24 protein-coding genes are annotated in these 24361 nt (G+C 52.5%); 8 read left to right on the forward strand and 16 right to left on the reverse strand.

What is annotated here, in order from left to right; all coding sequences use genetic code 11:
- A partial coding sequence (locus TDIS_RS04825) for a putative toxin-antitoxin system toxin component, PIN family (protein ID WP_068669901.1) occupies nt 1–403 on the reverse strand: 403 nt, incomplete at its 3' end.
- Nucleotides 385–612, reverse strand: a complete 228-nt coding sequence (locus tag TDIS_RS04830) for an AbrB/MazE/SpoVT family DNA-binding domain-containing protein (RefSeq protein WP_068669903.1) — start codon at nt 610–612, stop codon at nt 385–387. The genes TDIS_RS04825 and TDIS_RS04830, both read right to left, overlap by 19 nt.
- A gap of 307 nt (nt 613–919) precedes the next feature.
- Here TDIS_RS04830 and TDIS_RS04835 point away from each other — a divergent pair, with 307 nt between their 5' ends.
- The 3 genes from TDIS_RS04835 to TDIS_RS04845 all read left to right on the forward strand — a co-directional run bounded on the left by TDIS_RS04835 (nt 920) and on the right by TDIS_RS04845 (nt 2088).
- The gene (locus TDIS_RS04835; RefSeq protein ID WP_068669905.1) at nt 920–1147 is read left to right on the forward strand and encodes a hypothetical protein; all 228 of its coding nucleotides are present in this window, start codon (nt 920–922) and stop codon (nt 1145–1147) included.
- Nucleotides 1148–1405: 258 nt separating this feature from the next.
- The gene (locus tag TDIS_RS04840) at nt 1406–1666 is read left to right on the forward strand and encodes a type II toxin-antitoxin system Phd/YefM family antitoxin (RefSeq protein ID WP_068669907.1); all 261 of its coding nucleotides are present in this window, start codon (nt 1406–1408) and stop codon (nt 1664–1666) included.
- Complete coding sequence (locus TDIS_RS04845; RefSeq protein ID WP_068669908.1) at nt 1663–2088, forward strand: type II toxin-antitoxin system VapC family toxin; 426 nt, start codon at nt 1663–1665, stop codon at nt 2086–2088. The genes TDIS_RS04840 and TDIS_RS04845 overlap by 4 nt, the downstream gene beginning before the upstream one ends.
- A 68-nt stretch (nt 2089–2156) precedes the next feature.
- Here TDIS_RS04845 and TDIS_RS04850 read toward each other — a convergent pair whose 3' ends face one another.
- From TDIS_RS04850 to TDIS_RS04895, 11 genes are all read right to left on the reverse strand, one after another.
- On the reverse strand, nt 2157–3917 hold the full coding sequence (locus TDIS_RS04850) for an aldehyde ferredoxin oxidoreductase C-terminal domain-containing protein (RefSeq protein ID WP_068669910.1): 1761 nt from the start codon (nt 3915–3917) through the stop codon (nt 2157–2159).
- Entirely contained in the window at nt 3904–4317 is a 414-nt protein-coding gene (locus TDIS_RS04855) for a 4Fe-4S binding protein (RefSeq protein WP_068669912.1), read from the reverse strand. Before TDIS_RS04855 ends, TDIS_RS04850 begins: the two co-directional genes overlap by 14 nt.
- A gap of 431 nt (nt 4318–4748) precedes the next feature.
- Nucleotides 4749–4901 (reverse strand): hypothetical protein, encoded by a 153-nt coding sequence (locus TDIS_RS11015; protein WP_153303763.1) that lies wholly within the window; start codon nt 4899–4901, stop codon nt 4749–4751.
- 27 nt (nt 4902–4928) lie between these two features.
- Entirely contained in the window at nt 4929–7376 is a 2448-nt protein-coding gene (locus TDIS_RS04860) for a heavy metal translocating P-type ATPase (protein ID WP_068669914.1), read from the reverse strand.
- Nucleotides 7376–7585 (reverse strand): heavy-metal-associated domain-containing protein, encoded by a 210-nt coding sequence (locus TDIS_RS04865; protein WP_068669916.1) that lies wholly within the window; start codon nt 7583–7585, stop codon nt 7376–7378. Before TDIS_RS04865 ends, TDIS_RS04860 begins: the two co-directional genes overlap by 1 nt.
- Nucleotides 7586–7610: 25 nt before the next feature.
- Nucleotides 7611–8609 carry an Lcl C-terminal domain-containing protein gene (locus tag TDIS_RS04870; protein WP_068669919.1) on the reverse strand — a complete coding sequence of 333 codons (999 nt, stop codon included), beginning with the start codon at nt 8607–8609 and terminating at the stop codon, nt 7611–7613.
- A gap of 3 nt (nt 8610–8612) precedes the next feature.
- Nucleotides 8613–8801: a ferredoxin gene (locus tag TDIS_RS11020; protein WP_068669921.1), complete on the reverse strand. Its 189-nt coding sequence runs from the start codon at nt 8799–8801 to the stop codon at nt 8613–8615.
- A gap of 75 nt (nt 8802–8876) precedes the next feature.
- Nucleotides 8877–9167, reverse strand: coding sequence for a heavy-metal-associated domain-containing protein (locus tag TDIS_RS04880; protein WP_068669923.1), 291 nt, complete (start codon nt 9165–9167; stop codon nt 8877–8879).
- A 20-nt stretch (nt 9168–9187) separates the two neighbouring features.
- Nucleotides 9188–9556, reverse strand: coding sequence for a mercuric transporter MerT family protein (locus TDIS_RS04885; protein ID WP_068669925.1), 369 nt, complete (start codon nt 9554–9556; stop codon nt 9188–9190).
- Nucleotides 9557–9584: 28 nt separating this feature from the next.
- The gene (locus TDIS_RS04890) at nt 9585–11825 is read right to left on the reverse strand and encodes a multicopper oxidase domain-containing protein (RefSeq protein ID WP_153303764.1); all 2241 of its coding nucleotides are present in this window, start codon (nt 11823–11825) and stop codon (nt 9585–9587) included.
- Between the two features lie 10 nt (nt 11826–11835).
- Nucleotides 11836–13545, reverse strand: coding sequence for a heavy metal translocating P-type ATPase (locus TDIS_RS04895; RefSeq protein WP_244147480.1), 1710 nt, complete (start codon nt 13543–13545; stop codon nt 11836–11838).
- A 99-nt stretch (nt 13546–13644) separates the two neighbouring features.
- On the opposite strand from TDIS_RS04895, the gene TDIS_RS11390 reads away from it, so the two are divergent.
- Nucleotides 13645–13923, forward strand: coding sequence for a hypothetical protein (locus tag TDIS_RS11390; protein ID WP_244147481.1), 279 nt, complete (start codon nt 13645–13647; stop codon nt 13921–13923).
- A 25-nt stretch (nt 13924–13948) separates the two neighbouring features.
- Here the strand turns inward: TDIS_RS11390 and TDIS_RS04900 are convergent, their stop codons facing one another.
- From TDIS_RS04900 to TDIS_RS04910, 3 genes are read right to left on the reverse strand one after another with little or no spacing between them, the layout of a single operon-like run.
- The gene (locus TDIS_RS04900; RefSeq protein WP_153303765.1) at nt 13949–14332 is read right to left on the reverse strand and encodes a hypothetical protein; all 384 of its coding nucleotides are present in this window, start codon (nt 14330–14332) and stop codon (nt 13949–13951) included.
- Between the two features lie 41 nt (nt 14333–14373).
- Nucleotides 14374–15435 (reverse strand): uroporphyrinogen decarboxylase/cobalamine-independent methonine synthase family protein, encoded by a 1062-nt coding sequence (locus tag TDIS_RS04905; RefSeq protein ID WP_084270967.1) that lies wholly within the window; start codon nt 15433–15435, stop codon nt 14374–14376.
- Nucleotides 15410–16249, reverse strand: a complete 840-nt coding sequence (locus TDIS_RS04910) for a hypothetical protein (protein WP_068669933.1) — start codon at nt 16247–16249, stop codon at nt 15410–15412. The genes TDIS_RS04905 and TDIS_RS04910 overlap by 26 nt, the downstream gene beginning before the upstream one ends.
- Nucleotides 16250–16342: 93 nt before the next feature.
- Here TDIS_RS04910 and TDIS_RS04915 point away from each other — a divergent pair, with 93 nt between their 5' ends.
- The 4 genes from TDIS_RS04915 to TDIS_RS04935 all read left to right on the forward strand — a co-directional run bounded on the left by TDIS_RS04915 (nt 16343) and on the right by TDIS_RS04935 (nt 24352).
- A complete protein-coding gene (locus TDIS_RS04915) occupies nt 16343–18106 on the forward strand; it encodes a formate--tetrahydrofolate ligase (protein WP_068669935.1) in 1764 nt (587 codons plus the stop codon).
- Between the two features lie 166 nt (nt 18107–18272).
- On the forward strand, nt 18273–19175 hold the full coding sequence (gene folD, locus TDIS_RS04920; RefSeq protein WP_068669937.1) for a bifunctional methylenetetrahydrofolate dehydrogenase/methenyltetrahydrofolate cyclohydrolase FolD: 903 nt from the start codon (nt 18273–18275) through the stop codon (nt 19173–19175).
- A gap of 46 nt (nt 19176–19221) precedes the next feature.
- A complete protein-coding gene (gene cooS, locus TDIS_RS04925; protein WP_068669939.1) occupies nt 19222–21264 on the forward strand; it encodes an anaerobic carbon-monoxide dehydrogenase catalytic subunit in 2043 nt (680 codons plus the stop codon).
- A gap of 22 nt (nt 21265–21286) precedes the next feature.
- Nucleotides 21287–24352 (forward strand): CoB--CoM heterodisulfide reductase iron-sulfur subunit A family protein, encoded by a 3066-nt coding sequence (locus tag TDIS_RS04935; RefSeq protein ID WP_153303766.1) that lies wholly within the window; start codon nt 21287–21289, stop codon nt 24350–24352.
- Nucleotides 24353–24361 lie beyond the last annotated feature (9 nt).

Here is a 24361-nt window from a genome sequence, read left to right on the forward strand (position 1 = left end):
AAAACTCCTTTACAGAAACAATCGGCACCGGAGAATTTGCTAGTTCCAAAAGATGACTATCTCCAGATACTATGAAATCCGCTTTTCCATCAATGGCACACCAGATAAATTTATCGTCTTCGGGATCGGCTTCTACATAGGGTTTACCTTTGGGAACTTCTACAACTTCGAACCAGGGAAGAATCTCCTGAGTTAGCAAATAAGAAATTTCTTCTTCAGTTAGTTGAAATTTTGGATATGAAAGAACTTTGAGATATTCGTCAACAATCTCTTTCGAGCAAAGAGGAAGAATTTTACCTTCTTTCCATAGATCAATAAGCTTTTCAAGCTGACCACCAAATAGAAGGGCAGAAACAACTATATTGGTATCCAGGACCACTCGAATTACTTTTCCCGTGCCCATTTAACGGCCTCGGCTACCGAATCTTCAGAAAGACCAAGCTTTTTCATCTTTTGCCGGATGGCATCCAATTTTATAGGCTCTACCTGCACAGGTCTTAAAATTATTGCTCCATTTTCGTAGGAAATCTCGAAATATTTTACCGGGGGAAGTTTGGCCAAAATCTTTTTCGGAATGGTAATCTGGTTTTTAGAAGACAACTTGGCCAACATGCCAAGCCTCCTTACTTCTTGGTTTACAGAAATTTTAATATTTTTACCGAAACAAAACAAGGTATCGGGCAAAGGCATTGCCGAACACATCCTAGGAGATAGGCGCTGATTTACGCTTGACAAAGCTCCTTTGGCCTATGAAACTGTGAAAAATGTTTTTTTAAAATAGCCCTTCCTGAGCACGTGTGGCGCAAGGCCCAGGAGCTAGCGTCGAATATAAGATCTAAATGGACGAGTTTCTAAAAGGTTGAAATAATATGAACAAGAAAAATATTTTTGATAATTTTGGCTCCTGGAGGTGGAAAATATGATAAACATTCATGAATCTTTTAAAGATTTTGAAAAATTAATAAAACTTTATGACTTGCATATTATAAAAGAGAAAATATCGCTTTTTGAAAAAAAGTATGGCAAAAATTTCTCGGATTTTGAAAAAGAAGTTTTATCTAAAGAAGACTTTGAAAAATGGGATGATTATTTGGAGTGGAAAGCTTATTTAAAAAGTTTAAAGGATCTAGAGAATTTATCTGAATGAACTTTTTAAACTGTCTTAAAAAGTTTTCTTTTGTACAGAATATAGAGGTAAAGGAAAGATTTTGCCAAACTATGCTATAACTTGTGAGGATATTTTAAAAGAAATTGAACAGATTCTAAAAAGAGAAAGATTACAGTAAATATATGTTAAAACAAGATCGTAAATCCCTTTCGGATGAGTCGTATATAAAAATGTGCTAGATGCCAAATGTAGCCTCATGTGTTAAAATGAGACCACAATCACATTAGGAGAGGTATTATGCAGGTCTCGGTGAGAGAACTTAAAAGCAACCTTTCTCGTTACTTAAGAGAGATCAAACAGGGAAAAATTATTGAAATCACGTGCCACCGCCGTCTAGTGGCTAAACTTTGTCCCGCTGGAGAACAAAAAAATGGTATTGAGGCCCTGATGGTGAATGGACTGGTCACCTGGGATGGTGGTAAACCTAAAGGTGGACGTATCAGACCAAAAATATCTGGTAAGAGTGTCGCCGAACGTGTTCTGGAGGATCGCCGGTGATCCTCTATTTGGACACTTCTGCTTTGGTAAAGCTTTATGTAGAAGAGGGAAATAGCTCTACAGTTGAGCACGCGGTTTCTAAAGCCAAAATTGTAGCCACGCATTTAATTGCTTATGTAGAGGCTCATGCGGCTTTTGCCAGGCTGTGTCGTGAAGGTCTAATTTCCGAAGAAATGTTAGAAAACATCCAGAAAGATTTTGAAAAAGATTGGCCTCACTATATGAAAATTGGCCTTAACCAAAGTCTTTTAGAGCGAGCCAGTGATTTTGCGAAAGCTTTTGCTCTGAAGGCCTATGATAGTGTTCACTTGGCGGCAGCAGATCTTTTATTAAAAAAGGCAAATGAAGAGGTAATCTTTGGTTGTTTTGATAAAAAACTTAATCAGGCGGCTAAAATTATTGGTTTTCCGTTGTTAAGTTAGGAGTAACCAATGCCCCTGAATCCGGTCCAGTTTGGTAAGGATGTTATAGATCAGTAAGGCGTTTGGCTCTAAGTTCCGCTATCCTCAAGTAGTCTTTCGTAAGCTGAAAGGGCCTTTCTCAGAAAGGCTTCTTCAAGTTTGCCGTGGGGAGAGACGGTCTCCAAAATTCTTTTGGGGATTTTAAGCTTCTTTAAGGCAAATCCCCGTTTCTTTTTGAAGAAATACTTGCGTTTGAGGATCTTTTCACCGAGGAGCTTGAGGTCTTCGACGCTGTAGTCAAAGTCTGAAAGACGGAAACATTGGGCCAGGGTCTCGTAATCGTAGACACTTCTTCCGAAGAAGCAACACACCGCCGAGGAAAGGATCTGGCGATAGACCTCTTCTTCAAAAAGCTTTTGGGCCAGGCTCTCCGGGGTGATTTCTTCCGGCGAGAGTTTCTGGTCGTAGCTATAGCCTGCGGAGTCGAGATGGCTGTGCCGTGAGCCAGTAAGGTGGGTTACGTGGGCCCCGTAGCCGGTGTGGTACCCTGGCATTTCGTTGCCGCCAAAGGCCAGGGCAAAGTCTTGGCCGCCGTATTTTTGCGAAGCGTAGTCCACGCCGCTTGCCAGGGCGGCATAGAATTCGTTGGCTTTTTGGGCAAGGAGAGGAAGCATCTTGAGATAGGTTTCCACGTCGCCGAAGCGGGGTTTGAGCCCGAGGGTGTCTTTTTCGCTTACTAGGCCCCGTTCGAAGGCCTCGGTGGCCCAGGCTTGCACGACCCCGGTGCTCATGGCGTCAAGCCCAAGGTTGTCGATGGCATCAAGGAGGCGCAGGATCCCCTCGGCCGAACCGATCCCCAGCATGCTTCCGTTGGCGTAAATGGGTTCGTAGTCGTAGGAGATGAAAGTGGTCTTGTAAAAGTAAGGTTCGTCTTCGTAAGGAGTGCGGAGGGCGGCGAGATGGATACAGGCCATGGGGCAGTGGGCACAGGCCAGTCGACGGCCAAGGAGGTTTTCGGCAAAGTATTCACCGCTTATTTTTTCGGCCTCCTCAAAACGGGTGCTTCTGAGGTTTCTGGTAGGAAGGGCCCCGAGTTTGTTTAAAGGAAGAACGTTTACCGCCGTGCCTATATCGTGATATTTGCGAAGAGAAGGTGCTTCCTGAAGTCTTTTCAGGATTTCGTCGTAGGTTTCCTTGTAGAGCTTGCGGTCGTTAACAGGCAAGGCGCGTTTTCCGACAATGACAATGGCTTTCAGTTTTTTATAACCAAAGGCCGCTCCAAGGCCCAAACGCCCGAAATGGCGATAGGTCTCGGTGACCACGCAGGCGTAGGTGCAGCCGGCCTCTCCCGCCGGGCCGATCCGAAGGATGCTCCGCAGGCCGCTTCCTCCCTCACGCTCCCGGATAAAGCGCCCGGTCTCTGAAACGGTAAGCCCCCAAAGACCGCGGGCATCCCGGAACTTGACCCCTTGGGAATCTATGACCAGATAGACGGGAAAATCGCTCTTTCCCCGGATGACCACCGCGCCATAGCCGGCAAGCCTCAAAGCCAGGGCGCTTCTCCCGCCGGCGTGGCTTTCGCCAAGGAGCTTGTTGTGTGGGGAAAGGAACATGGAAACGGTCTTGGAAGCGATGGGAAAGAGCCCGTTTGCCGGCCCCACGGCAAAGATGATGGGGTTCTTGGGGTCTGCGGGCTCAATCTCCGGAGGACATTCTTCTTCCAAAAGGGCACTGGCCACTCCGGTGCCGCCGATGTTTTGAATGAAAAGTTCCGGACGTTCAGTCACCCAGAAACGTTTGGTGCTTAGGTCAATATAAAGGACCCTTTTCAAGGGATCATTGGCGAGCACTTTGATCCTCCTCTACCGCCAAGACGTTATGGGGACAATACTCGGCACAATAACCACAATGCATACAGATGACCGGTTTTTGCGTCTCTTCGTTCCAGAAGATAGCTTTAAGCGGGCAGGCCTCTACGCAAAACCCGCAACCGATGCACTTCTTAGGCGAAAGGACGACTCCTCCGCCTTTGCGTTTTAAAAGGGCACCGGTGGGGCACACGGAGAGACAGGGAGGATCTTCACAGGCCCTGCAGACGATCACCGTAAGGCCCCGGGAAAGGCCTCCCCTTGAACGCACGTGGATGGCACATTCCGCTATGCCGCCGGTTCCGGTGCGCCGCTGACAGGCGAACATGCAAAGCTGACATCCCACGCAACGATCGGTATCAAGAACTTTGAGTCGGGCCATCTTTCCTCCTCGCGTTTCGCCCTCTCTCAAGATACTACCTTTATGTTGGTGAGAAGAAAAGTTTGGGCAAGGCTTTTTTATCTGATTACTTTTTCCGAGCCCATTCGATAGCCTCGGCTACAGAATCTTCAGAAAGACCAAGCTTTTCATTTCCAAAGCTAGGACAATATCATCGTTACCGGAGATAAAGAAATTTTAAATCTTATCCAATTTGAAGGGATTAAAAATTTGAGTTTGAGAGAATATTTGCAGATTTATTAACAATGCCTATCAAATCTATTTGGGGCACCGCGGGGCACCTCTGGGGCACCACACGAACTCACGATTTCTCTCAATTTCTCCCAAAATCTATACGAGAGAAGGGGTATAAAGAAAGTTCAAATCTTGCCGTCCCGACCATGGGCGCACTCACGGCACGCCAGGACCCGCCTTCAACCTTTAGTCGCAAGCCAGGCTTCCTCCCGGGTAAAGATAGGCCTTCCACATAGCTCGCATTGGGGTAGCGTGAGGCCCCGAGTATAGAAACGGATTTTGTCCCAAAGTTCTTCACCCATGGCTTTCGGATCTGAACTCTTAAAGCGCATTTATGGCCCTCCTGATACTATTTCTCTTTAAAAAGAAAGTTTTTTAAGACGTAGAGCGTTGGTGACCACCGAGACCGAGGAAAGGGCCATGGCTGCGGCTGCGATGGCCGGGCTCAAGCGCCAGCCGAAAAAGGGATAAAACACTCCAGCCGCAAGGGGAATGGCCAGAACATTGTACCCAAAGGCCCAGAAGAGGTTTTGTTTGATTATCCGAAGCGTGGCCCGACAGAGCTTAACAGTCCAGGGGACCAGTCGCAGGTCCGCCCGCATGAGGGCTACATCCGCGGACTCAATGGCAATGTCCGTCCCGGAGGAAAGGGCCACTCCAAGATCAGCCTGAGCCAGGGCCGGAGCGTCGTTTATGCCGTCGCCTACCATCATGACCCGCTGACCCTTCTCCTGTAGCTCACGGATCTTCTGGGCCTTGTCTTCAGGCAAAACTTCAGCCATGAAACCGTCAAGGGTAAGTTCTTTGGCGATGGAGGCCGCCGTGGCCTGGTTGTCCCCAGTGAGCATGAAAACCTTAAGCCCCAGGGCTTTGAGATCATTAATAACTTCTTTGGCCTCGGGCCTTAAGACATCGGCTATGGTGAGAAATCCCACTGCCTTCCCCGCATAGGCCACTAGCACCACCGTTTTTCCGGAGGAAGCTTCCTCTAAGACCTTTTCTTCTAGGGCCTTCGGAACCTCCACCTGTGCCTTCACCCAGTTCGGTTTTCCGACAAGAACGGTCTGACCGTCTATCTCTCCAGAAAGACCTTTGCCTGGGATGGCTGTAAGTCCCTTTACCTCCGGAAGCTCAAGCCCTTCGGCGGCCTTTACGATGGCTTTGGAGAGGGGATGTTCGGAGTGGCACTCAAGGGCCCCCGCAAGTCTCAGAAGATCTTCTTCCGAATACTCCTCCGCCGGAAATACAGCTTTTACCTCGGGTTTTCCGTGGGTGAGGGTACCGGTCTTATCAAGGACACAGACTTCAACCTGGGCGCCCTCTTCAAGGGCAAGGGCGTTCTTTATAAGGATTCCCATTTCCGCGGCCCGGCCCGTGCCCACCATGACCGCCGCCGGGGTGGCGAGCCCCATGGCGCAGGGACAAGCTATCACCAGCACCGAAACGAAGGAAAGCAGGGCGTTGGTAATCTTCGGCTCGGGCCCCACCAGATACCAGACCGCAAGGGTCACAGCCGCTATCACCAGGACCACCGGCACAAAGACGCCAGCCACCCGATCGGCCAGGCGCTGGATCTGAGCCTTGGATCCCTGGGCCTCCTCTACCAGGCGGGCGATGGTGGCAAGCACCGTTTCTCGACCCACCTTTTCCACTCGGAACTTGAAAACCCCGTAAAGGTTGAGGGTGCCCCCGATGACCCTTGCACCCGGGCCTTTTTCCACCGGGAGGCTTTCGCCCGTTAGCATGGACTCATCAATGGCGGTCCGGCCTTCCAGAATAAGGCCATCTGCCGGAAGGCGCTCCCCGGGTCTTACCACTACCACATCGCCAGGAAGAAGGGCCTCGGCTGGAAGCTCCACTTCCCGGTCACCTCGAATGACACGGGCCATGGGAGGGGTGAGGCTCAAGAGTTTGCGGACGGCTTCGCCGGCCCGTCCCCGGGCTCGTGTCTCAAGGTATCGCCCGAGAAGCACAAAGGCGATGATCATGGCCGCGGAATCGTAATAGACATGAAGCGGAAGCCCGGCTGAAAGAAACGGCCCCGGGAAAAAAGTCACCACCACGGAGTAAAAATAGGCCGAAAGGGTTCCCAGAGACACCAGGGTGTTCATGTCCGCGGTGCGGTGCTTAAGCCCCTTTAAAGCCCCCCGCAGAAACTCCCAGCCGGCGTAAAACTCAACCAGGGTGGCCAGAAGAAATAGGAGATAGAAACGGAGTATCAGGGGTATCCGGGACACGAAGGGAAAAAGCTTCTCCATGGAAAGTAAAAAAATAAGAGGCGCAAGGAGCCAGGCCACAAGAAGCCTCTTTTTGAGCTCCGCAAGCCTCGCCTCTTCCGCGCCCGCAGCGATGGTCTGGGTCTCCTCGGAAAGCCCCAGAAACTGATACCCCTCGTCTTCAATAACCTTTCTGAAGTTCGAAATTCCGGTTATCTCCGGATCATAGACGATGCGGGCCCTGCCGGAGGCCAGGTTGATGGAAACCTCCAGAACCCCGGAAAGCTTCCCCAGGGCCTTTTCCAGGCGGGCCACGCAGGCGGCACAGCTCATGCCCCCGATGGCTACCACCGTAGTCTCTTTTCTTGAGACCGCGGGCGCGAGCTCATACCCCTCTTCCTGGATGGCCTTTATCATCTCTTCGGGAGAGATCTTCGCGGGCTCATAGACCACCCGGGCCTTGGCGGCCGCGAAATTTACGGAAGCCTCAATAACCCCAGGAAGACGAGAAAGAACCTTTTCTATGCGGGCCGCACAGGCCGCACAGCTCATCCCGGAGATGGAAAATAGTATCTCCCGCTTGGTGCTCATTAGCCCTTTTCCACGCGGTAGCCGGCCTCCTCGATTACACGGGCGACATCCTCAAGAGTTACACTCTCCGGTTTCTCAAAAGTGGCGGTTCCGCTCTTAAGATCCACCTTTACATCCGTTACTCCCGAGAGTCCGGAGAGGGCCTTGGTTACCCGCATCGCACAGTGCTCGCAGCTCATCCCGGAAATCCTGATGGTAGTTTTGGCCATGATATCCCTCCAAAACAACGCTTTATTATAAATTACCACGCACGGCCCAGACATAGAAATGTCGGCCATGCTTGAGGCCGATGCCGACCGCGCCCTTGGCAAGATACAGGGCCCAGGCCCAGAGGGGATCGTAAAAACTGGTGGTTGAGGACCAGTAGAACTCCCGCACCTCAAGGAAGGGATGATCCCGGAGAAGGGCAGGGGAATGGGTGGAGGCGTCCACCAGGCTCTCAAGCTCGTTGATATTGGGAAGCCGCCAGTCGGAAAATCCGGCAAACCGCTGGCGGTTAAGCTCCCTTACGACCTCAAAGGCCTCCTCCCAAGTGGTAAGTCCCCCGGCAAGATCGGCCCTCCGGGTCCAGTAAAGCCCAGTCAGACAATCAAGCACCGCCTCCCCTTTGACCTCAAACCGGGGGCTCGGCCAGGGGATTCCGGTCCGGAGTTCCCCGTCCTGGCCGGTTCCAGAACAGGGTATGAGCCGGCCTTTAGCGTCAAAACAGGCGGTCTGCCCGGTGGCAAAGAGTTTTCGGTTCTCACCCCTTACCGGCCAGACCAGGCGTTCGTCCTCCTTATGACTGTAGAACATGCGTCCACCGCCGAAGTGAATGTTCCAGGCGTAGCGGGGGTTTATGGCCGCCGTGGTGGAGGTCCAGTACCAGCCGTGAAAGACGTTTTCAAAGGGGTGATCCGGAGGAAGAACCGGATTTTTGGCCTGGAGAAAAACCAGACTGCGAAGCTCCCTGCGGTTAGGAAGTCGCCAGTCAGAAAAGCCCAAAAAACCTCCCCGGTTAAGTTCCTTTACTTTCTTTAGGGCTTCCTCCCAAGGCAGAGGAAACTCAAGGGGGTTGGCGTTTTTCGGCCAGATCAGCCCGCTCAGAAGATCATGAACCAGCTCGCCCTCAACCCTGAACCTTTGGGCCAGGGAGGCCCCTACCCGGAACTCGCCGTCCTGCCCAGTTCCGGGGCAAGGGATCTCCCGCCCCGAGGTGTCGTAACACTTATCCTGGCCGGTTGCGATGATCACACTTTATTCTTCCCAAGAGATCGCACTCACCGGACAGCTGTCTATAGCTTCCTGACAATCGCAGGTATTGCAGGCCTCCTGATTCTTCACATAGGACTTCTCGTTCTCGTCAAGTTCAAAGACCTTGGGACAGACCTCCACACAGGACCCGCAACCGATACAGAGTTCCTGATCTACTACTAATTTGGCCATCGTTTGCCTCCTTAATTTTTATTGTGGATCTACTTTTAGATTAATTCGCAAAAGTTGGTGGATCCTTGACGGAGGTCAAAAATGGGTCTTTCCGATAACCTTTCCCTTATAGCCCCCAGCCCGGGAGATGGCCTCCAGGAGAGCCTCCTCGGAGATCTCATCTTTGGTTACCACCACGGCGATACGATTTTGGAGAGAAGTCTTAATCCATTTTACCCCCTTTACTTTTGAAAGAGACTTTTTAATGGCGATGGGACAGAGCTTGCAAGTCATACCTTCCACATCGATGACCCACACCCTAGTGGCCATGGCCTGAGAAACGAGGATGGCCAGGACTAAAAATACAGTCAAGCCTAAACTTTTCATCTTTAGCCTCCTTTTGGGGTTTATTCGTAAATTTTGGCAATCATCCAAGGATAGACGGTGGCTACAATGAGGAGAATCAGGGCCGCCCATGTAATCACCTTGCTTACCCTGGAGGCCCATCCCGGCTCTTCACAGGCACACCGGAAAACCTGCTTTTTTAGGATCTTCTCTTTAAACCAGTTTCTGAGGTGATAGATGCGATAAAAAGAAAAAGCTATGGCCGCATAGCCTATGAGAAGAAAATAGGGACGGTAAGGTTCTAGTTTGGTCAGAAACTCTAATCCGCTTATCGAGACCCCAAAAACTACAAAAATAGTAGGAACCACGCAACAGGAAGCAGCTAATAAAGAAGCTATCCCTCCCAGCAAACCACTGATCGTGTCTCTCATGATCATCTCCTTTACGATGGTATTTGTTTTAAAACCAAAAATTTAAGCCCAGACCCCAGAAATACCCCGAATGCCAGAGAAGGCGAAAGTTTAGGCGCTTGGTAAGGACGTAGTTCAGAGACAGCTCGCCCTCCCAGAAGTCGCGGCTGTCGTATTCGGCCCGAGCCTCAAACTCAAGACGTGGAAGGAGGGGCAGGCGCTTCTCCATTCCCCAACGGTGTCCGCCATCGGTATCCATCCAAAAGAAGGCCCTGATGGAAACGGGCAGAAGATACTCCGCGCCCACAAGTCCCCTTAATTCCCTGCGGTCGGTCTTCAGGTAATCGGCCCCGACAAAGGCCTTGAAGAACCGGTTAAAGTAACGCTTTACGAAAAAAAGCCACTCCCAGTCCGTTTCGGGAACCCCTTCCCAGCCTACCTCCCAGTTGGCCACCAGATCGTAACGGGTATTTGCAAGTTTGAGATAACCTTCGGTGAGATTGGTGGCCCAAAGGGCCTCGGCCCAGGCATACCAGTGATCTTTATAGAGATAGGGCCTTACGGCCTGAACCTCGGAAGGAGGAGTGTAGCTTTCGTAGTGCACCACCTTGGCCATGCCGCTTTCCAGATGATAAAGGATGTGACAGTGGAAGAACCAGTCTCCCACCTCGCTGGCTGGAAACTCGATAACGGTGGTACTCATCGGGGCTACATCCACCGTGTGTTTCCAGGGGGCATAGGGCCCCTGACCGTTTATGACCCTAAAGAAGTGTCCGTGAAGATGCATGGGATGATGCATCATGGTGCGATTGATGAGCACGAAACGCACGATCTCGCCCTTCCGGATGCGAATGACATCGCTTTCGGAAAGGGGTTTTCCGCCCATAAACCACACATAACGCTCCATGTCTCCGTCTAGAGTAAGGCGGATAACCCGCACGGGTTTTTCGGGGGCAGGGGTGTAGGGCTTTAAGGCCCTGAGTTTGGCGTAAGGAGGCCAGGGCCTTCGGGAATCCATGCCCTCTACCGCAAGTTCCCCGGCGGAGGAAATATCCGGAGCCAGGGGTCTAAAGTCATAGGCGAACCTTTTGCCTTTCCGATCCTTCGGGTCCGCTGGCTGAATCATCGGCTCTTCTGAGGATCTCGTGGGAGATCCCATAGGAGCCTTCATGGCGTGGCCCATCATCCCGGGGCGATCGAACTTCCCGGCCCGAACGTCCTCATTGGACATGCCCATAACATCCTGGGGCTTAAGGGCCAGGAGGCTCTTGAGGGAGACCTTTCCCATGGTGTGATAAAGGTTGGGGGAGGGCATAGCCGGAACAAAGTGTTTTTCTCCCCGGCCAAACCACAAAGAGGCCCATCCGGAGTTGTCCTGGGCCGTGGCCCGGAACTCAAAGGCGCCCACCTCGGGCACCTTTATCAGGACATCGTAGGTCTCGGCGATTACGATGAGAAAACGCTTAAGTTTCACCGGCACTACATCCTGGCCGTCGGCGGATATCACCGTCATGGGACCGCCGGCGTACTCCACATAAAAGTTGGTCCCGGCCGCGGCGTTGATTATGCGGAGCCTGATCGTCTCCCCGGGCTTTACTTTGAGAGAACTTTCCGGTTTTCCGTTTATCAAAAAGTAATCGTAAGCGATATCCGAAAGGTCCATGGGAGGCATCCGAAGAAGCTCCCGCTTGACAAAGTCCTTGAACATTCCGGCTTTGACGGCTCCTACGAGGCTCTGGGCATTACCCTTGGCCAGGGCATACCACTCTCGCCCGGCCTTTAGAGTCCTCAAGACCTCTTTGGGGTCTTCGTAAGTCCAGTCCGAAAGAACAACCACATAGTCTTTGTCTGCCTTGACGCGGGGTTTTTTAGGTTCAATGACGATGGCACCGAAAACCCCGCGCTGTTCCTGGAGATCGGTGTGCGAGTGATACCAGTAGGTACCGGAGTGACGGATGGGGAACTCGTAGGTAAAGGTCTCGCCGGGTTTAATAGGGGGAAAACTCACATAGGGCACGCCGTCCATTCCCGGAGGCACCAAAACACCGTGCCAGTGAATGGAAGTCTCCTCGGTTATTAGATTTTTCACGTGTATTTTGGCCAGATCACCCTCCCGGAAATAAAGGATGGGGCCTGGTACCCGGCCATTTATGGTCATAGCCCTGACCGTACGATCCCCTATAAAAATTTCTTTTTCCTCGATAACCAGGGTGTATTCCACCACCCGGGCGCTAGCGGAAGTAAAGAGGAGAAGAAGGATTATCCAGGACAAGCTCACTCTTTTAATCACGGTCTTGCTCTTAAACCCTTAAGAGTTTGGCGTTGATGGCCACGATAATGGTACTGAGGGACATGAAAAGGGCCCCTATAGCCGGGCTCAAAAGGAGACCGTATTTGTAAAGGACTCCTGCGGCCAGAGGGATAGCAAAGGCGTTGTATCCCGTAGCCCAGATGAGGTTTTGAACCATCTTCCGATAGGTGGCCCGGGAAAGCTCCAAGATGGCCACCACATCCAGGGGATTGCTGCGCACCAGGATCACATCCGCCGTCTCCACAGCCACATCCGTTCCGGCTCCGATGGCGATACCCACATCCGCCTGGGCGAGGGCCGGGGCATCGTTTACCCCGTCTCCGGTCATGGCCACCGTAAACCCCTGGGCCTGGATCTCCTTTACCTTCTTGGCCTTTTCATGAGGGAGGACCTCGGCGATATAGTCGTCAAGCCCGAGTTCTTCGGCCACCCATTTGGCCACCTGCCGGTTGTCCCCGGTGAGCATGAGGCATCTTATGCCCCGGGCCTTAAGTCTGGCCAGGGCTTCCCTGGATTCCTCCCGAATCAGGTCCGCTAGGGCAATGGCCCCACGGAGCTTGCCGTCGATCAAAACGAAGACCACTGTCTTCCCTTGGGAAAAAAGTTTTTCAATTCTCTCGTCCGAAGGGCGGAGGCGTTTTTCCCGCAGGTATCCGGGACTGACCACCATGACCTTCCGGCCCTCAACGCGCCCCACGGCTCCCTTTCCCGGAATGGCCCGAAAATTCTTAACCGCGGGGATCTCTCCTTTCACCGCCGAAACTATTCCTCGGGCAATGGGATGTTCGGAGTTGGTTTCCACGGCGGCCGCAAGGGTTAGGATCTCCTCCGGTTTAAAAGCCTCGTCCAGGCTTACAACATCCGTCACTCCGAATTCGCCTTTGGTGAGGGTTCCGGTCTTATCAAAGATCACGGCGTTTACCAGACGGGCCCTTTCAAAGGCGGCCCGGTTTCTTATGAGAAGACCGCGCTTTGCGGCCAGGGCCGTTGAAACCGCAATCACCAGAGGCACCGCCAGCCCCAGGGCGTGAGGACAGGTAATGACCATGACCGTGACCGTGCGCTCCAGGGCAAAGGCAATATCCTTGCGGAAAAACAGAAACCAGACGACGAAGGTGAGCGAACCCGCGGAAAGGGCTATGATGGTCAACCAAAGGGCGGCCCGGTTGGCCAGATCCTGCGTGCGGGATTTGCTCTCCTGGGCCTCCTTGACTAGTTTTACCACCTGAGAGAGGAAGGATTCGTCGCCGATCCGGCGGATCTCGACCACCAGAGAGCCCTCTCCGTTTATGGCCCCTCCGATGACCTCATCTCCGGCTTTTTTGTAAACCGGCTTGGATTCCCCGGTGAGCATGGCCTCGTTTACCGAACTCTCCCCGGAAACCACCATCCCGTCGGCCGGTATCTTCTCTCCCGGCTTTACCAGCACCCGGTCCCCGGGCCTTAAAGCACTGATGGGGATCTCCTCAGTGGTCCCGTCGGGTAAAAGACGATGGGCCGAGGAGGGCATGAGCTTGGCGAGCTCTTCAAGAGCCCTTGAGGCCCCCATCACGCTTTTCATCTCCAGCCAGTGGCCGAGAAGCATAATGTCTATCAGGGTGGCCAGTTCCCAGAAAAACATCTTTCCCGGGAGACCTAAAACCACGAGGGTGCTATAGCCGTAGGCCACCATGATGGCGAGTGCAATGAGGGTCATCATCCCGGGCCGAAGGCCCTTAAGCTCCTGAATAAAACCTCTAAGGAAGGGGTAGCCCCCGTAAAAAAAGATCCCGGAGGCCAGGAGGAAAAGAAGGTAGGTTTGACCGGGAAAGACAATCTTACCGTAGAACCCGAGGACCTTCTGGATAAGGGGAGAGAGGAGAAGAACCGGAATGGTCAGAAGGAGACAGACCCAAAATCTTCTCCTGAAGTCCGCCACCATGTGGGCATGGTGATCCTCATGCCCACCATGCCCCGAAATATGAGTTTCGTGTCTATGTTCGGAGCGATCGTTACCGCCTTGATGATCGTGCCGAAGGTGATGCTCACCGTGACGGTGGTCGTGCTCGTGAGCGTCGGAGTGAGATTTATGGGATAAGTGAGATTCCATTTTTAATCATGTTTTAATCATGTTTCTTTGAGTCCATATGTCTCATCTTCATCTCCATTTCCATCATCTTTTGATGGAATCTTTGCATCTCTTTAGGATCCATATCTCCCTTTTCCATCATCTCCGCCATCTTTTCCATCTGTTCCGCCATTTCGCGCATCATACTGGCCATTTCTCGCATATCCTTAGGTCCGCATTTCTTGCGCATCATTTTGGACATATGCTCCATCATGTCGCCACATTTCCTCATCATCATTCCATAATCTTTGGAAGATTTGGAATGCATCCTCGGCTTCATCATGTGTTCCTTTTCCGCCCGAACAGCAGAAATAGTCCCTACCCCTAAAACCAAAGCCAAACCCAACAATAATACTTTAGCTCCAATTTTTCTTAACATTTTTTTTATCCTTTCAAAGAATTTTTTTACAGGATATAAATTTAAATGATTTCTGTCAATCTCTTTAGATCTTTAAGGGATTTTAAGGTCAACTCCTGAGATAGGGTGCCCATGCCGCAGGAGGGGGTCAGAAGGGAATGGGATAAAAGATATTCCTCGGAAAGGCCCGTACGGAGGGAGAGCTCTTTTAAAAGATCGCGGAACCTTTCGGCCAGGGATTCCGGTGTTTCTTTCTCCAGATCTTCCGATTTTAGGGTGGGTACCAGCCCCCAGGCCACTAGGCCTCCTTTTTCTAGAAAAGACTTTAATTCTTTGTCATAAGTTATGAACTTTTCGTAAAAACCATAAGCGTCAAAATTAATGATATCCGTGGGGCTGTCGGTGAGGAGGCTCCAGTCGGTGTTTCCGCAGACATGCACCCCGGCAAGGCCCCCTTCCTTGTGAACCTCTGCGATGACCTCGGAGAGAACGGCTAAAACCTCCTCGCGGGAGACCCCCATAAAGGCCGAAGAACCGAAACCGGAGAGGGCCGGCTCATCGAAAAAGATGATCACCGAAGGGGAAAGCTCCTTGAGTTTTCGGACCTGCCAGCGGGCTTTGAGAGCCACTAGTTTTACTACCAGGTCTCTTAGTTCGAGATCATAAAAGACGGCCTTACCATCCGGGGTCTTGAGGCCCACCGCCAGGGTAAAAGGCCCGGTGATCTGGCCCTTTACCGCTGGAAGAGGAGCCTTCTCCGAAGCTTTTTCAATAAGCACAAAAAGACCGGGGGCCTCCGCAGGGGTGAGCTTGAAGCGGGTGTTCTCAAGGTCCTCTCCAGATTCGGTGACCGCCAGATACTCTTCGTAAAACGAAAGCCTTTCGGTCTCAAAATCCGGAACTCCGGGATCAATGATGAGTCTTTCGGGATCAAATCCGGGAAGACCGCTAGAAAACTGGACCAGCATACCTTCCCGGGGATAGGTAGGAAGCTGGGGCCAGCACGGAATCTTTGGTATGTATTCCAGGATCAGCTCCACAGCCTCCTCGTGGCTTTTCAGGGGAAAACTTCCGATAAGGGTAGCCTTGCCTGAAAGCTCAATTACATTTTGGTTGTAGCTCACTGCATACCCCTCCGGTTTCAGGAATAAGAAGTCCAGGCATTTCGGTAGCCCCGGGAGGGATGGGCCCCGGAGCTTTTACGGGCCGGGGAAACCTTTCCCGAAGATAAGCTATAATCGCCCCCGAACCCTGTAAAATCCGGACTCTCGGTGGTTCCTTAATCACCAAAACCGGAACCCCTTTTAAATCGAGCGATCTTAGCAACCCCAAGGCCTTCTCCCGGGGGCAGAGACTAAGATTGGCCTCTGGAATCTTTTTACAGAATTCGAGGACCTCGTGACAATGCGGACATTCAGGAGAATAGATCAGAATAAGACCGGAAGAGGACGGTCTTTCGGGAAAGGCGGAGAAGGCCACCTCTTCCAGAGGAATCAGAGAAATACTGGTGAGGTAAAAGGCGACCACTATTCCTAGAAGGGCTCCCAAAAAACCGACTACGGGATATTTAAAATGCCAAAGAACGGGCAATGCTGATCCTACAACTCCCAGAGCCACCGCGAGACAGAAAGGACACCAGAGATGATAATCAAAAGCCTGTCTTAAAAGAAAGATAGTTTCGGCCGCAAGCCCTGAGGAGGCCAGGAGAAGAAGAAGACCTCCCAACCTCTGGCCCCGTAGAACCAAAATCAGAAGGACGGAAAAGACCGCAAAGTAACCAAGCCCCAGAAGAACCATGCTTCGATGAGAGAGACGGGCAAGCTCACCCACTATAAAACAGCTACTGAGTTCACAAAAGGCTCTGCCCTTGAAATTGAGAAGGGCCTCTACACTCAGACCGAGAGCGAATAAAAGAGCCCATACTACTGAAAATTTCAATAAACCTCTAGAAGTCATTTTGATTTCCCTTGCAAGATTAAAAATTATAAATTAAGAATCCTAAGTTAAAAAGTCCAGAAAAAGGAGGGGGTTATGAAGCTTGATCCTACCAAGATGAAAGATTGGGAGATCGCAGCTGAGTGTGAAAAGAATATGAAGACCGTCTATCAACTTGGAGAGGAGCTCGGTCTTACTAAGGAGGAGCTCCTTCCTTATGGACACTATGTAGCCAAGATCGACTACAAAAAGGTCCTTGAGCGGCTCAAAGATCGTCCGAATGGGAAATACATTGATGTCACCGCCATCACGCCTACCCCTCTGGGTGAGGGTAAATCTACCACCGCCATCGGACTCATTCAGGGATTGGGAAAGCGCGGCAAAAAGGTCATCGGGGCTCTGCGTCAGCCATCCGGAGGCCCCACCTTTAATATTAAAGGTAGTGCCGCCGGAGGAGGACTCGCCCAGATCATTCCACTGGACAAATTCTCTTTAGGGCTTACCGGCGACATCAATGCCGTCATGAATGCCCACAATCTCGCCATGGTGGCTCTTACGGCCCGGATGCAGCACGAGGCCAATTACGACGACGAGACCCTGGCTAAGCGGGGCCTTAAGCGTCTCAACATCGATCCCAAACGGGTAGAGATGGGCTGGGTTATAGACTACTGTGCCCAGGCCCTCCGGCACATCGTAATCGGGCTCGGAGGCAAAAGGGACGGATATCCCATGGAAAGCAAGTTCTGGATCGCGGTGGCCTCCGAGGTCATGGCCATCCTGGCCGTGGCCCGGGACCTCAAAGATCTTCGGGAACGAATTGGAAAGATTGTGGTGGCCTTTGACAAATATGGCAACCCCATCACCACCGAAGACCTCGAGGTGGCCGGAGCTATGACCGCCTGGTTGGTAGAAGCCATCAACCCCAACATGATCCAGACCTTAGAAGGACAGCCGGTCCTGATCCACGCCGGGCCGTTTGCCAATATCGCTATCGGTCAGTCCTCCATCATAGCGGATTACGTAGCCCTCAAGCTTGCGGACTACAACGTCACCGAATCCGGTTTCGCGGCTGATATCGGTTTCGAGAAGTTCTGGAACATCAAGTGTCGGCTCTCAGGACTGACTCCGGACTGCGTAGTGGTAGTGGCCACCATACGGGCCCTCAAGTGCCACGGAGGTGCTCCGATTCCTCCTCCGGGCAAACCTATTCCCAAAGAGTACTTCGAGGAAAACTTGGAATGGGTGGAGAAAGGGTGCGAAAACCTCATGCACTGTGTGAACATCGTAAAGAAGAGCGGCGCCACTCCGGTGGTCTGTATCAACGCCTTCCACACCGACACCAAGGACGAGATCAACCTGGTCAAACGCATCTGTGAGGAACACGGCGTGCGGGCGGCCATCTCCGAACACTGGCTCAAGGGCGGCGAAGGAGCCCTTGAACTGGCGGACGCCGTAGTAGATGCTTGTGAGGAAAAGAGTGAGTTTAAGTTCCTCTACGAACTCGATGAGCCGGTGAAGACCCGTATCGAAAAGATAGCTACCGAGGTCTATGGGGCCGACGGTGTGGTGTATCTCCCCGCCGCGGAAGAGAAAATCAAACTCATCGAAGCCGATCCCGAACTTCGCCAGATGCCCATCTGCATGGTGAAGACCCACCTCTCCCTCTCCGATAATCCCAATCTCAAAGGCGTACCCAAGGGGTGGCAGCTCCGCGTGCGCGACGTGCTGATCTATCGCGGTTCGGGATTTATCGTCCCGGTAGCCGGCGACATCAGCCTCATGCCCGGAACCGGTTCAGACCCGGCTTACCGTCGCATTGATGTAGACGTGGAAACCGGAAAGGTAAAGGGCCTCTTCTAAATGAGGAGAAACGTTCCGGCCGGGGAGAAATTCCTCGGCCGGGCTTTCAAACCTTCAGTAAGGTACCCGAAAATTTTACAAAAGTATCATTAGTTACGATCACAATCAGATTGGCATGTATCTTGCTAACGTTAGTGTCTTTCGAAAGGACACAAGGAGGTAAAGTATGGCGGCCAAAATCATAAGCGGCAAAGAAATCTCCAAAGAAATCCGGGAAGAGCTTAAAAAAGAGGTCCAGGAACTCAAGGAAAAACATGGTGTTACTCCGGGGTTGGTAACCATCTTGGTAGGCAACAATCCGGCTTCGGTCTCCTATGTGACGGCCAAGCAAAAGGCCGCGCACGATCTAGGTTTTTATTCCGTTCAGGACAATCAACCTGAAGATATTAGTGAAGAGGCCCTACTGGATCTCATCAAAAAATACAACGAGGATCCTAAGATCCACGGTATTCTGGTGCAGCTTCCACTTCCTAAGCACATCGACGAGCGCAAGGTCATCTATGCCATCGATCCTCGAAAGGACGTAGACGGTTTCCATCCGGTAAATGTAGGTAAGATGGTGATCGGCGAGCCTTGCTTTTTGCCCTGCACTCCGCACGGCATATTGGTCATGCTCGAGCGGGCTGGAGTGGAAGTGGATGGAGCCGAGGTGGTGGTCGTTGGTCGGAGCAACATCGTGGGCAAACCGGTTGCCAACCTGCTTCTTCAGAAGCGGAAACCGGTAGGCAATGCCACGGTCACGGTCTGTCATACCGGAACGCGAGACATGGCCTTTCATACTCGGAGGGCCGACATCCTGATCGTGGCGGCGGGGCGCCCTAAGGTCGTTACAGCGGACATGGTTAAAGAAGGGGTGGTGGTGATTGACGTCGGAGTAAATCGTATAGGAACCACTCCGGAAGGCAAGGCCATCCTCTGTGGAGACGTGGATTTTGAGAGTGTCAAGGAGAAGGCCGCGGCCATTACCCCGGTTCCCGGTGGGGTAGGCCCCATGACCATCACCATGCTCATGAAAAATACCGTGGAGGCAGCCAAGCTCTGGGCAGGACTTCCCTGTGAGGTGGCTTAGGTATAAATTTCAAAATTGAAATCAATCTAAAGTTAGGAGGATTTTAATGGATCCCAGGGCAAGAATGAAGGGTAAGAGGACGCCTAAAGTCCAGAACAAGACGGCTCAGGTTATTTACGAAAGTCTGGGCGAGGAAATTCTTACGGCTCCGGCTCGAGTGGAACGCCGAGGGACCACGCCCTGTCTCTTTGGTAAAGGGGGTACCTGTTGTCGGGTCTGTAACATGGGCCCATGTCAGGTGGTGGAGGGCGTGGAAGAACTTAAAGGCGTCTGCGGAGCTAGTGCGGCTACGGTAGTGGCCCGGAACTTCGGACGTATGGTGGCCAGCGGTGGCTCAGCTCACTCGGATCATGGCCGGCAGGTGGCTATTGATTTTTATGAAACCGTTCATGGTGAGACGCCTTTTGAGGTCAAAGACAAACGCAAGTTGCGGGTGGTAGCTCAGGCTCTGGGAGTCGATCCCAATCAGGAAGAACCGGAACTTCTGAAACAGATAGCTGAGGTTGCTTTGAGGGTTTTTAACCAGCAGGAAGGTGAAATCCCCTTTATACGTCGGGCACCGGAGAAGAGGCAGGCCCTCTGGCGTGAGCTGGGGGTGGTGCCTCGGGGGGTAGATCGCGAGGTGGTAGAACTTCTCCACCGGACTACCATTGGTGTGGATCAAGACTACCGGAATATCCTTATGGCCTGTGCCCGCACGGCTCTGGCCGATGGCTGGGGCGGCTCTATGATCGCCACCGAGCTCCAAGACTTACTATTTGGCAATCCTGGGCCTATCAAGGCCAAAGTCAACATCGGCCTAAGCGTCATTAGGGAAGACATGGTGAACGTGGCCGTGCACGGGCACGAACCAGTTCTGGCCGAGGCTCTGGCCATGGCGGCTAGCGATCCCGAGATCGTGGAAGAGGCCAAGAAAGTTGGGGCGAAAGGCGTAAATCTCGCCGGTATCTGTTGCACTGGGAACGAGATCCTCATGCGACGCGGTATTCCGGTAGCCGGAAGCTTTTTACAGCAGGAAGCGGCCATTGCTACCGGGGCTCTTGAGGCCGTAGTGGTGGATGTCCAGTGTATCATGCAGAACGTGGTCGAGATCGCCAAACACTTCCACACCGCGGTCATCACCACCAATCCTCGGGCCAAGATGGAAGGTGGTATTCACTTGGAATTCGACGCCCGCAAGGCCCTTGATTGCGCCAAGGCCATCCTGCGGGAGGCCATCGCTAGATTTCCGAAGCGGGATAAATCTAAGGTCAATATTCCGGATCATACCGTGGATGTGGTGGTGGGCTTCAGTCACGAGACTATCCTTTATATGTTAGGGGGACGTTTCCGGGCTTCCTACAAGCCTTTAAACGAGAACATCATCAACGGTAAAATCCTCGGTGTGGCAGCCATCGTAGGTTGCGACAACTATAGGGTAACCGAAGAAATCCAGGTTGAACTGGCCAAGGAACTCATCGCCAACAATGTGCTGGTGCTCACCACCGGTTGCGCGGCTACTGGGCTTGGACGGGCCGGTTTATTGCGGCCTGAGGCCGCGGAATTAGCCGGAGACAGCCTCAGAGAGGTGCTTGAGGCCGTAGGCTGTCCTCCAGTGCTTCACATGGGCTCTTGCGTGGACAACAGCCGTATTTTGGTGGCGGCCAGCGAAATGGTCCACACCGGTGGCCTGGGAGAAGACGTAAATGAACTTCCGGTGGTGGGGTGTGCGCCTCAGTGGATGAGCGAAAAGGCCATTACCATCGGTCAGTATTTCGTGGCTTCCGGGGCTACCGTGGTCTTCGGTCCGGATTTTCCGACCCTACAGAGCCAAGTGGCTACGGACTTTCTCTTCCATGAGATGGAGAAGATCTTCGGAGCCGCCTGGCGAGTGGCCAGAACCGCGGAAGAATTTGCCTCCATTATGATCGATCATATCAAAAACAAGCGCAAGGCCCTGGGTATCGACAAACCCAAACCCAGAGTGCTCTTCGATATGGCCATGCGTCGGGCCCTTGAGAGCCCGAAGGTCACCAGTCCTTTCCACGGACTGGGCTGTTTTGGACCACTTAGTCTAAAGGTGAATCCGGAAGAAGAAAAGGCGGCTTAAAAATCATGGAAGGAGGCTCTTAATGGCCAAGAAATCGGGAAAAGTACTCGTGGTGGGGGGAGGTATCGCCGGGATCCAGACGGCCTTGGATCTCGCAGAGCTTGGCTATTACGTCTATCTAGTGGAGAAAAAGGCCACCATCGGGGGGGTAATGGCCAAGCTGGATAAGACCTTCCCCACCAACGACTGTAGTATCTGAATACTGGCGCCCAAAATGGTGGAGGCCGGTCGGTCTCCCAATATCGAAATCCTCACTCTGGCGGAGGTAGAAAGTCTTTCCGGAAAACCGGGAAAGTTTAAAGCAAAGGTCAAAATTCGCCCTCGCTACATCGATCCAGATAAATGCACGGCTTGTGGTCAGTGTATGCAATACTGTCCGCGTGAGGCGGTGGACGAATACAACGAACGTCTAGATTTTACTCGGGCGGCTCGCATCGACTTTCCCCAGGCCGTGCCCACGGCCTATTACATCGACGAGGACCGTTGTCTCCAGCTCAACCACGAAACTTGTATGATCTGCACTAACGTCTGCGGTCCCAAGGCCATCGACTTCAATCAGGAACCAGAGATCCGGGAGCTTGAAGTTGGAGCGGTGGTGCTCTGTCCGGGCTTCGGGAACGTTCCAGAAGAGGCCCTTACGAAATATGGTTACGGAATCTATCCCGACGTTATGACCAGTCTTGAAATCGAACGTCTCATGTGTGTTTCCGGCCCCACGGAAGGCGAAATCATACGACCTTCGGACTTTTCTCATCCCCGAAAGATCGCCTTTCTCCAGTGCGTAGGCTCAAGGGACGTTTCTTGTGGCCGTCCTTTCTGTTCCTCGGTCTGCTGTATGTACGCCATGAAAGAGGCCTCCATGCTAAAAGAACATGCCCCGGAGGCCGAAATCGCTCTCTTTTTCATGGACGTGCGCACCCAAGGCAAAGGCTTCGACGCCGCCTTTGAGCGGGCGGTAGACAAATACGGGTTCCGCGTGATCAAGGCCAGGGTGCCCAAGGTAGAACAGGTGGACGGGCGTCTGGCCTTGAACTATGTCACCGAAGAGGGCACGGTTCACCGGGAACTTTTCGATCTGGTGGTGCTCTCGGTAGGTCTTTCAGCCCCGGAAGGTGCTGAAGAGTTGGCCAAAAAGTTCGGAATTGAGCTCAATCCCTTCGGTTTTGCCAAAACCGAAGTCAAAGACCCGCTCACTGCCAAATCCGGCATATATGTGGCTGGTGCCTTCCATGGACCTAAGGACATTCCAGAAAGCGTCATGCAGGCCAGCGGTGCAGCGGCCAAGGTCTCGGAATTGCTAGCTGAGGCCCGGGGCCAGGACATGGTCGAAAAGGAGTTCCCGCCCGAGGATCAAGAACTCCTTGAGATGCCGGTGAGGGTGGGAGTCTTCGTGTGTCACTGTGGGGTAAACATTGCTGGAGTGGTGGACGTTGAGGCCGTAAGAGACTACGCCAAGTCCCTTCCTGGGGTGGTCTATGCCGAAAACGTACTCTATTCCTGCGCTCAGGACTCTCTTGAAAAACTCAAGGAGAAAATCAAGGAACACAAACTAAACCGATTGGTGATTGCGGCCTGCAGTCCACGCACCCATGAACCCCTATTTCAGGAGACGCTGCGGGAGGCCGGGCTCAACCTGGCTTTGGTGGAAATGGCCAACATCCGAGACCAATGTTCCTGGGTGCACGCCGACGACCCTGAGAAAGCCACTCAGAAGGCTAAGGACCAAGTACGCATGGCGGTGGCCAAGGCTCGGAGATTGAAGCCACTTGAACTCCAGAAGGTCAAGGTTACGCCTTCGGCACTGGTCATCGGTGGAGGGGCTGCTGGTATGGCAGCCGCCCTTTCCATCGCGGATCAGGGCTATGAGGTACATCTTGTTGAAAAGGAGGCTGAGCTTGGAGGTCACTTGCGCCGGGTGAAATTTCTTGCTGAAGGCGAGAACCCGCAGAAGATCCTAAAGGATCTCATCACACGGGTGGAAAAACACGAAAATATTCGAGTTTACAAATCGGCTTCGGTGGAAAATATCTCGGGTTATGTCGGAAACTTTACCTCTACTATTAAGGTCAAAGAGGGCTCAAAAGTCATAAACCACGGAGTGGTGGTGGTAGCCACCGGAGCTAAAGAACATAAACCTAGTGGATATCTTTACGGAAAGAACCGCAAGATACTCACGCAGCTTGAACTTGAGGAGAAGCTTTCGCGCGGCAAGCGTGGTTTGGGAAAGACCCGCCGGGTAGTCATGATCCAGTGTGCTGGTTCGCGGGGGGAGGAGTTGCCCCACTGTAGCAAGCTCTGTTGTCAACAAGCGGTCAAAAACGCCCTGCGTATCAAAGAGCTCTCCCCGGAGACGGAGGTTTTCATCTTCTATCGTGATATGCGAACTTACGGTTTTTATGAGGAACTTTACCGCAAAGCCCGCAACCAGGGGGTGATCTTCCTCCGCTATGAGCCTACTCAGCGGCCCGAAGTGCTAAAGAAAGGACGAGGGATCGTGGTTCGGGGCTATGACGCCCTTCTGGGGGAAGAGATCGAGATTCCTGCGGACCTAGTGGTGCTTTCGGTAGGCGTGGCTCCAGACAAAGAGAACCCCATCGCTCAGATCCTCAAGACCCCGATGACCGACGAGGGTTTCCTCATGGAGGCCCACGTAAAACTCCGTCCGGTGGAAGTAGCCGTAGATGGAGTTTACATCTGTGGTCTGGCCCACGGGCCCAAGCCCTTGGAGGAGACCCTGGCCCAGGCCAAGGCTGCGGCTGGCAAGGCGGTAATCCCGTTGGCCAAGGGGTTCGTAGAGGTTCCGCCGATCGTCTCTCGGGTAGAAGAAAAGAAGTGTATCGGTTGTGGTATCTGCGCTTCCCTTTGTCCTTATAACGCCATTGAGATGGTCAAAAAGGAGAAACGCCGCAAGGCCCAAGTGATCGCAGCGGCCTGTAAGGGCTGTGGTGTCTGCGGTTCACACTGTCCGGTCTTCGCCATTACTCTGGGCGGCTTTACCGACGAAGCCATACTGGAACAGATCCAGGCCTTTGGACTTCCAGAGGCCGAAGAATCCAAAGAGGCTGAATTGGAAAAAGAAGCGGCTTAAGGAGGGGTT

The sequence above is a fragment of the Thermosulfurimonas dismutans genome, assembly GCF_001652585.1.
Taxonomy (GTDB): Bacteria; Desulfobacterota; Thermodesulfobacteria; order Thermodesulfobacteriales; family Thermodesulfobacteriaceae; genus Thermosulfurimonas; species Thermosulfurimonas dismutans.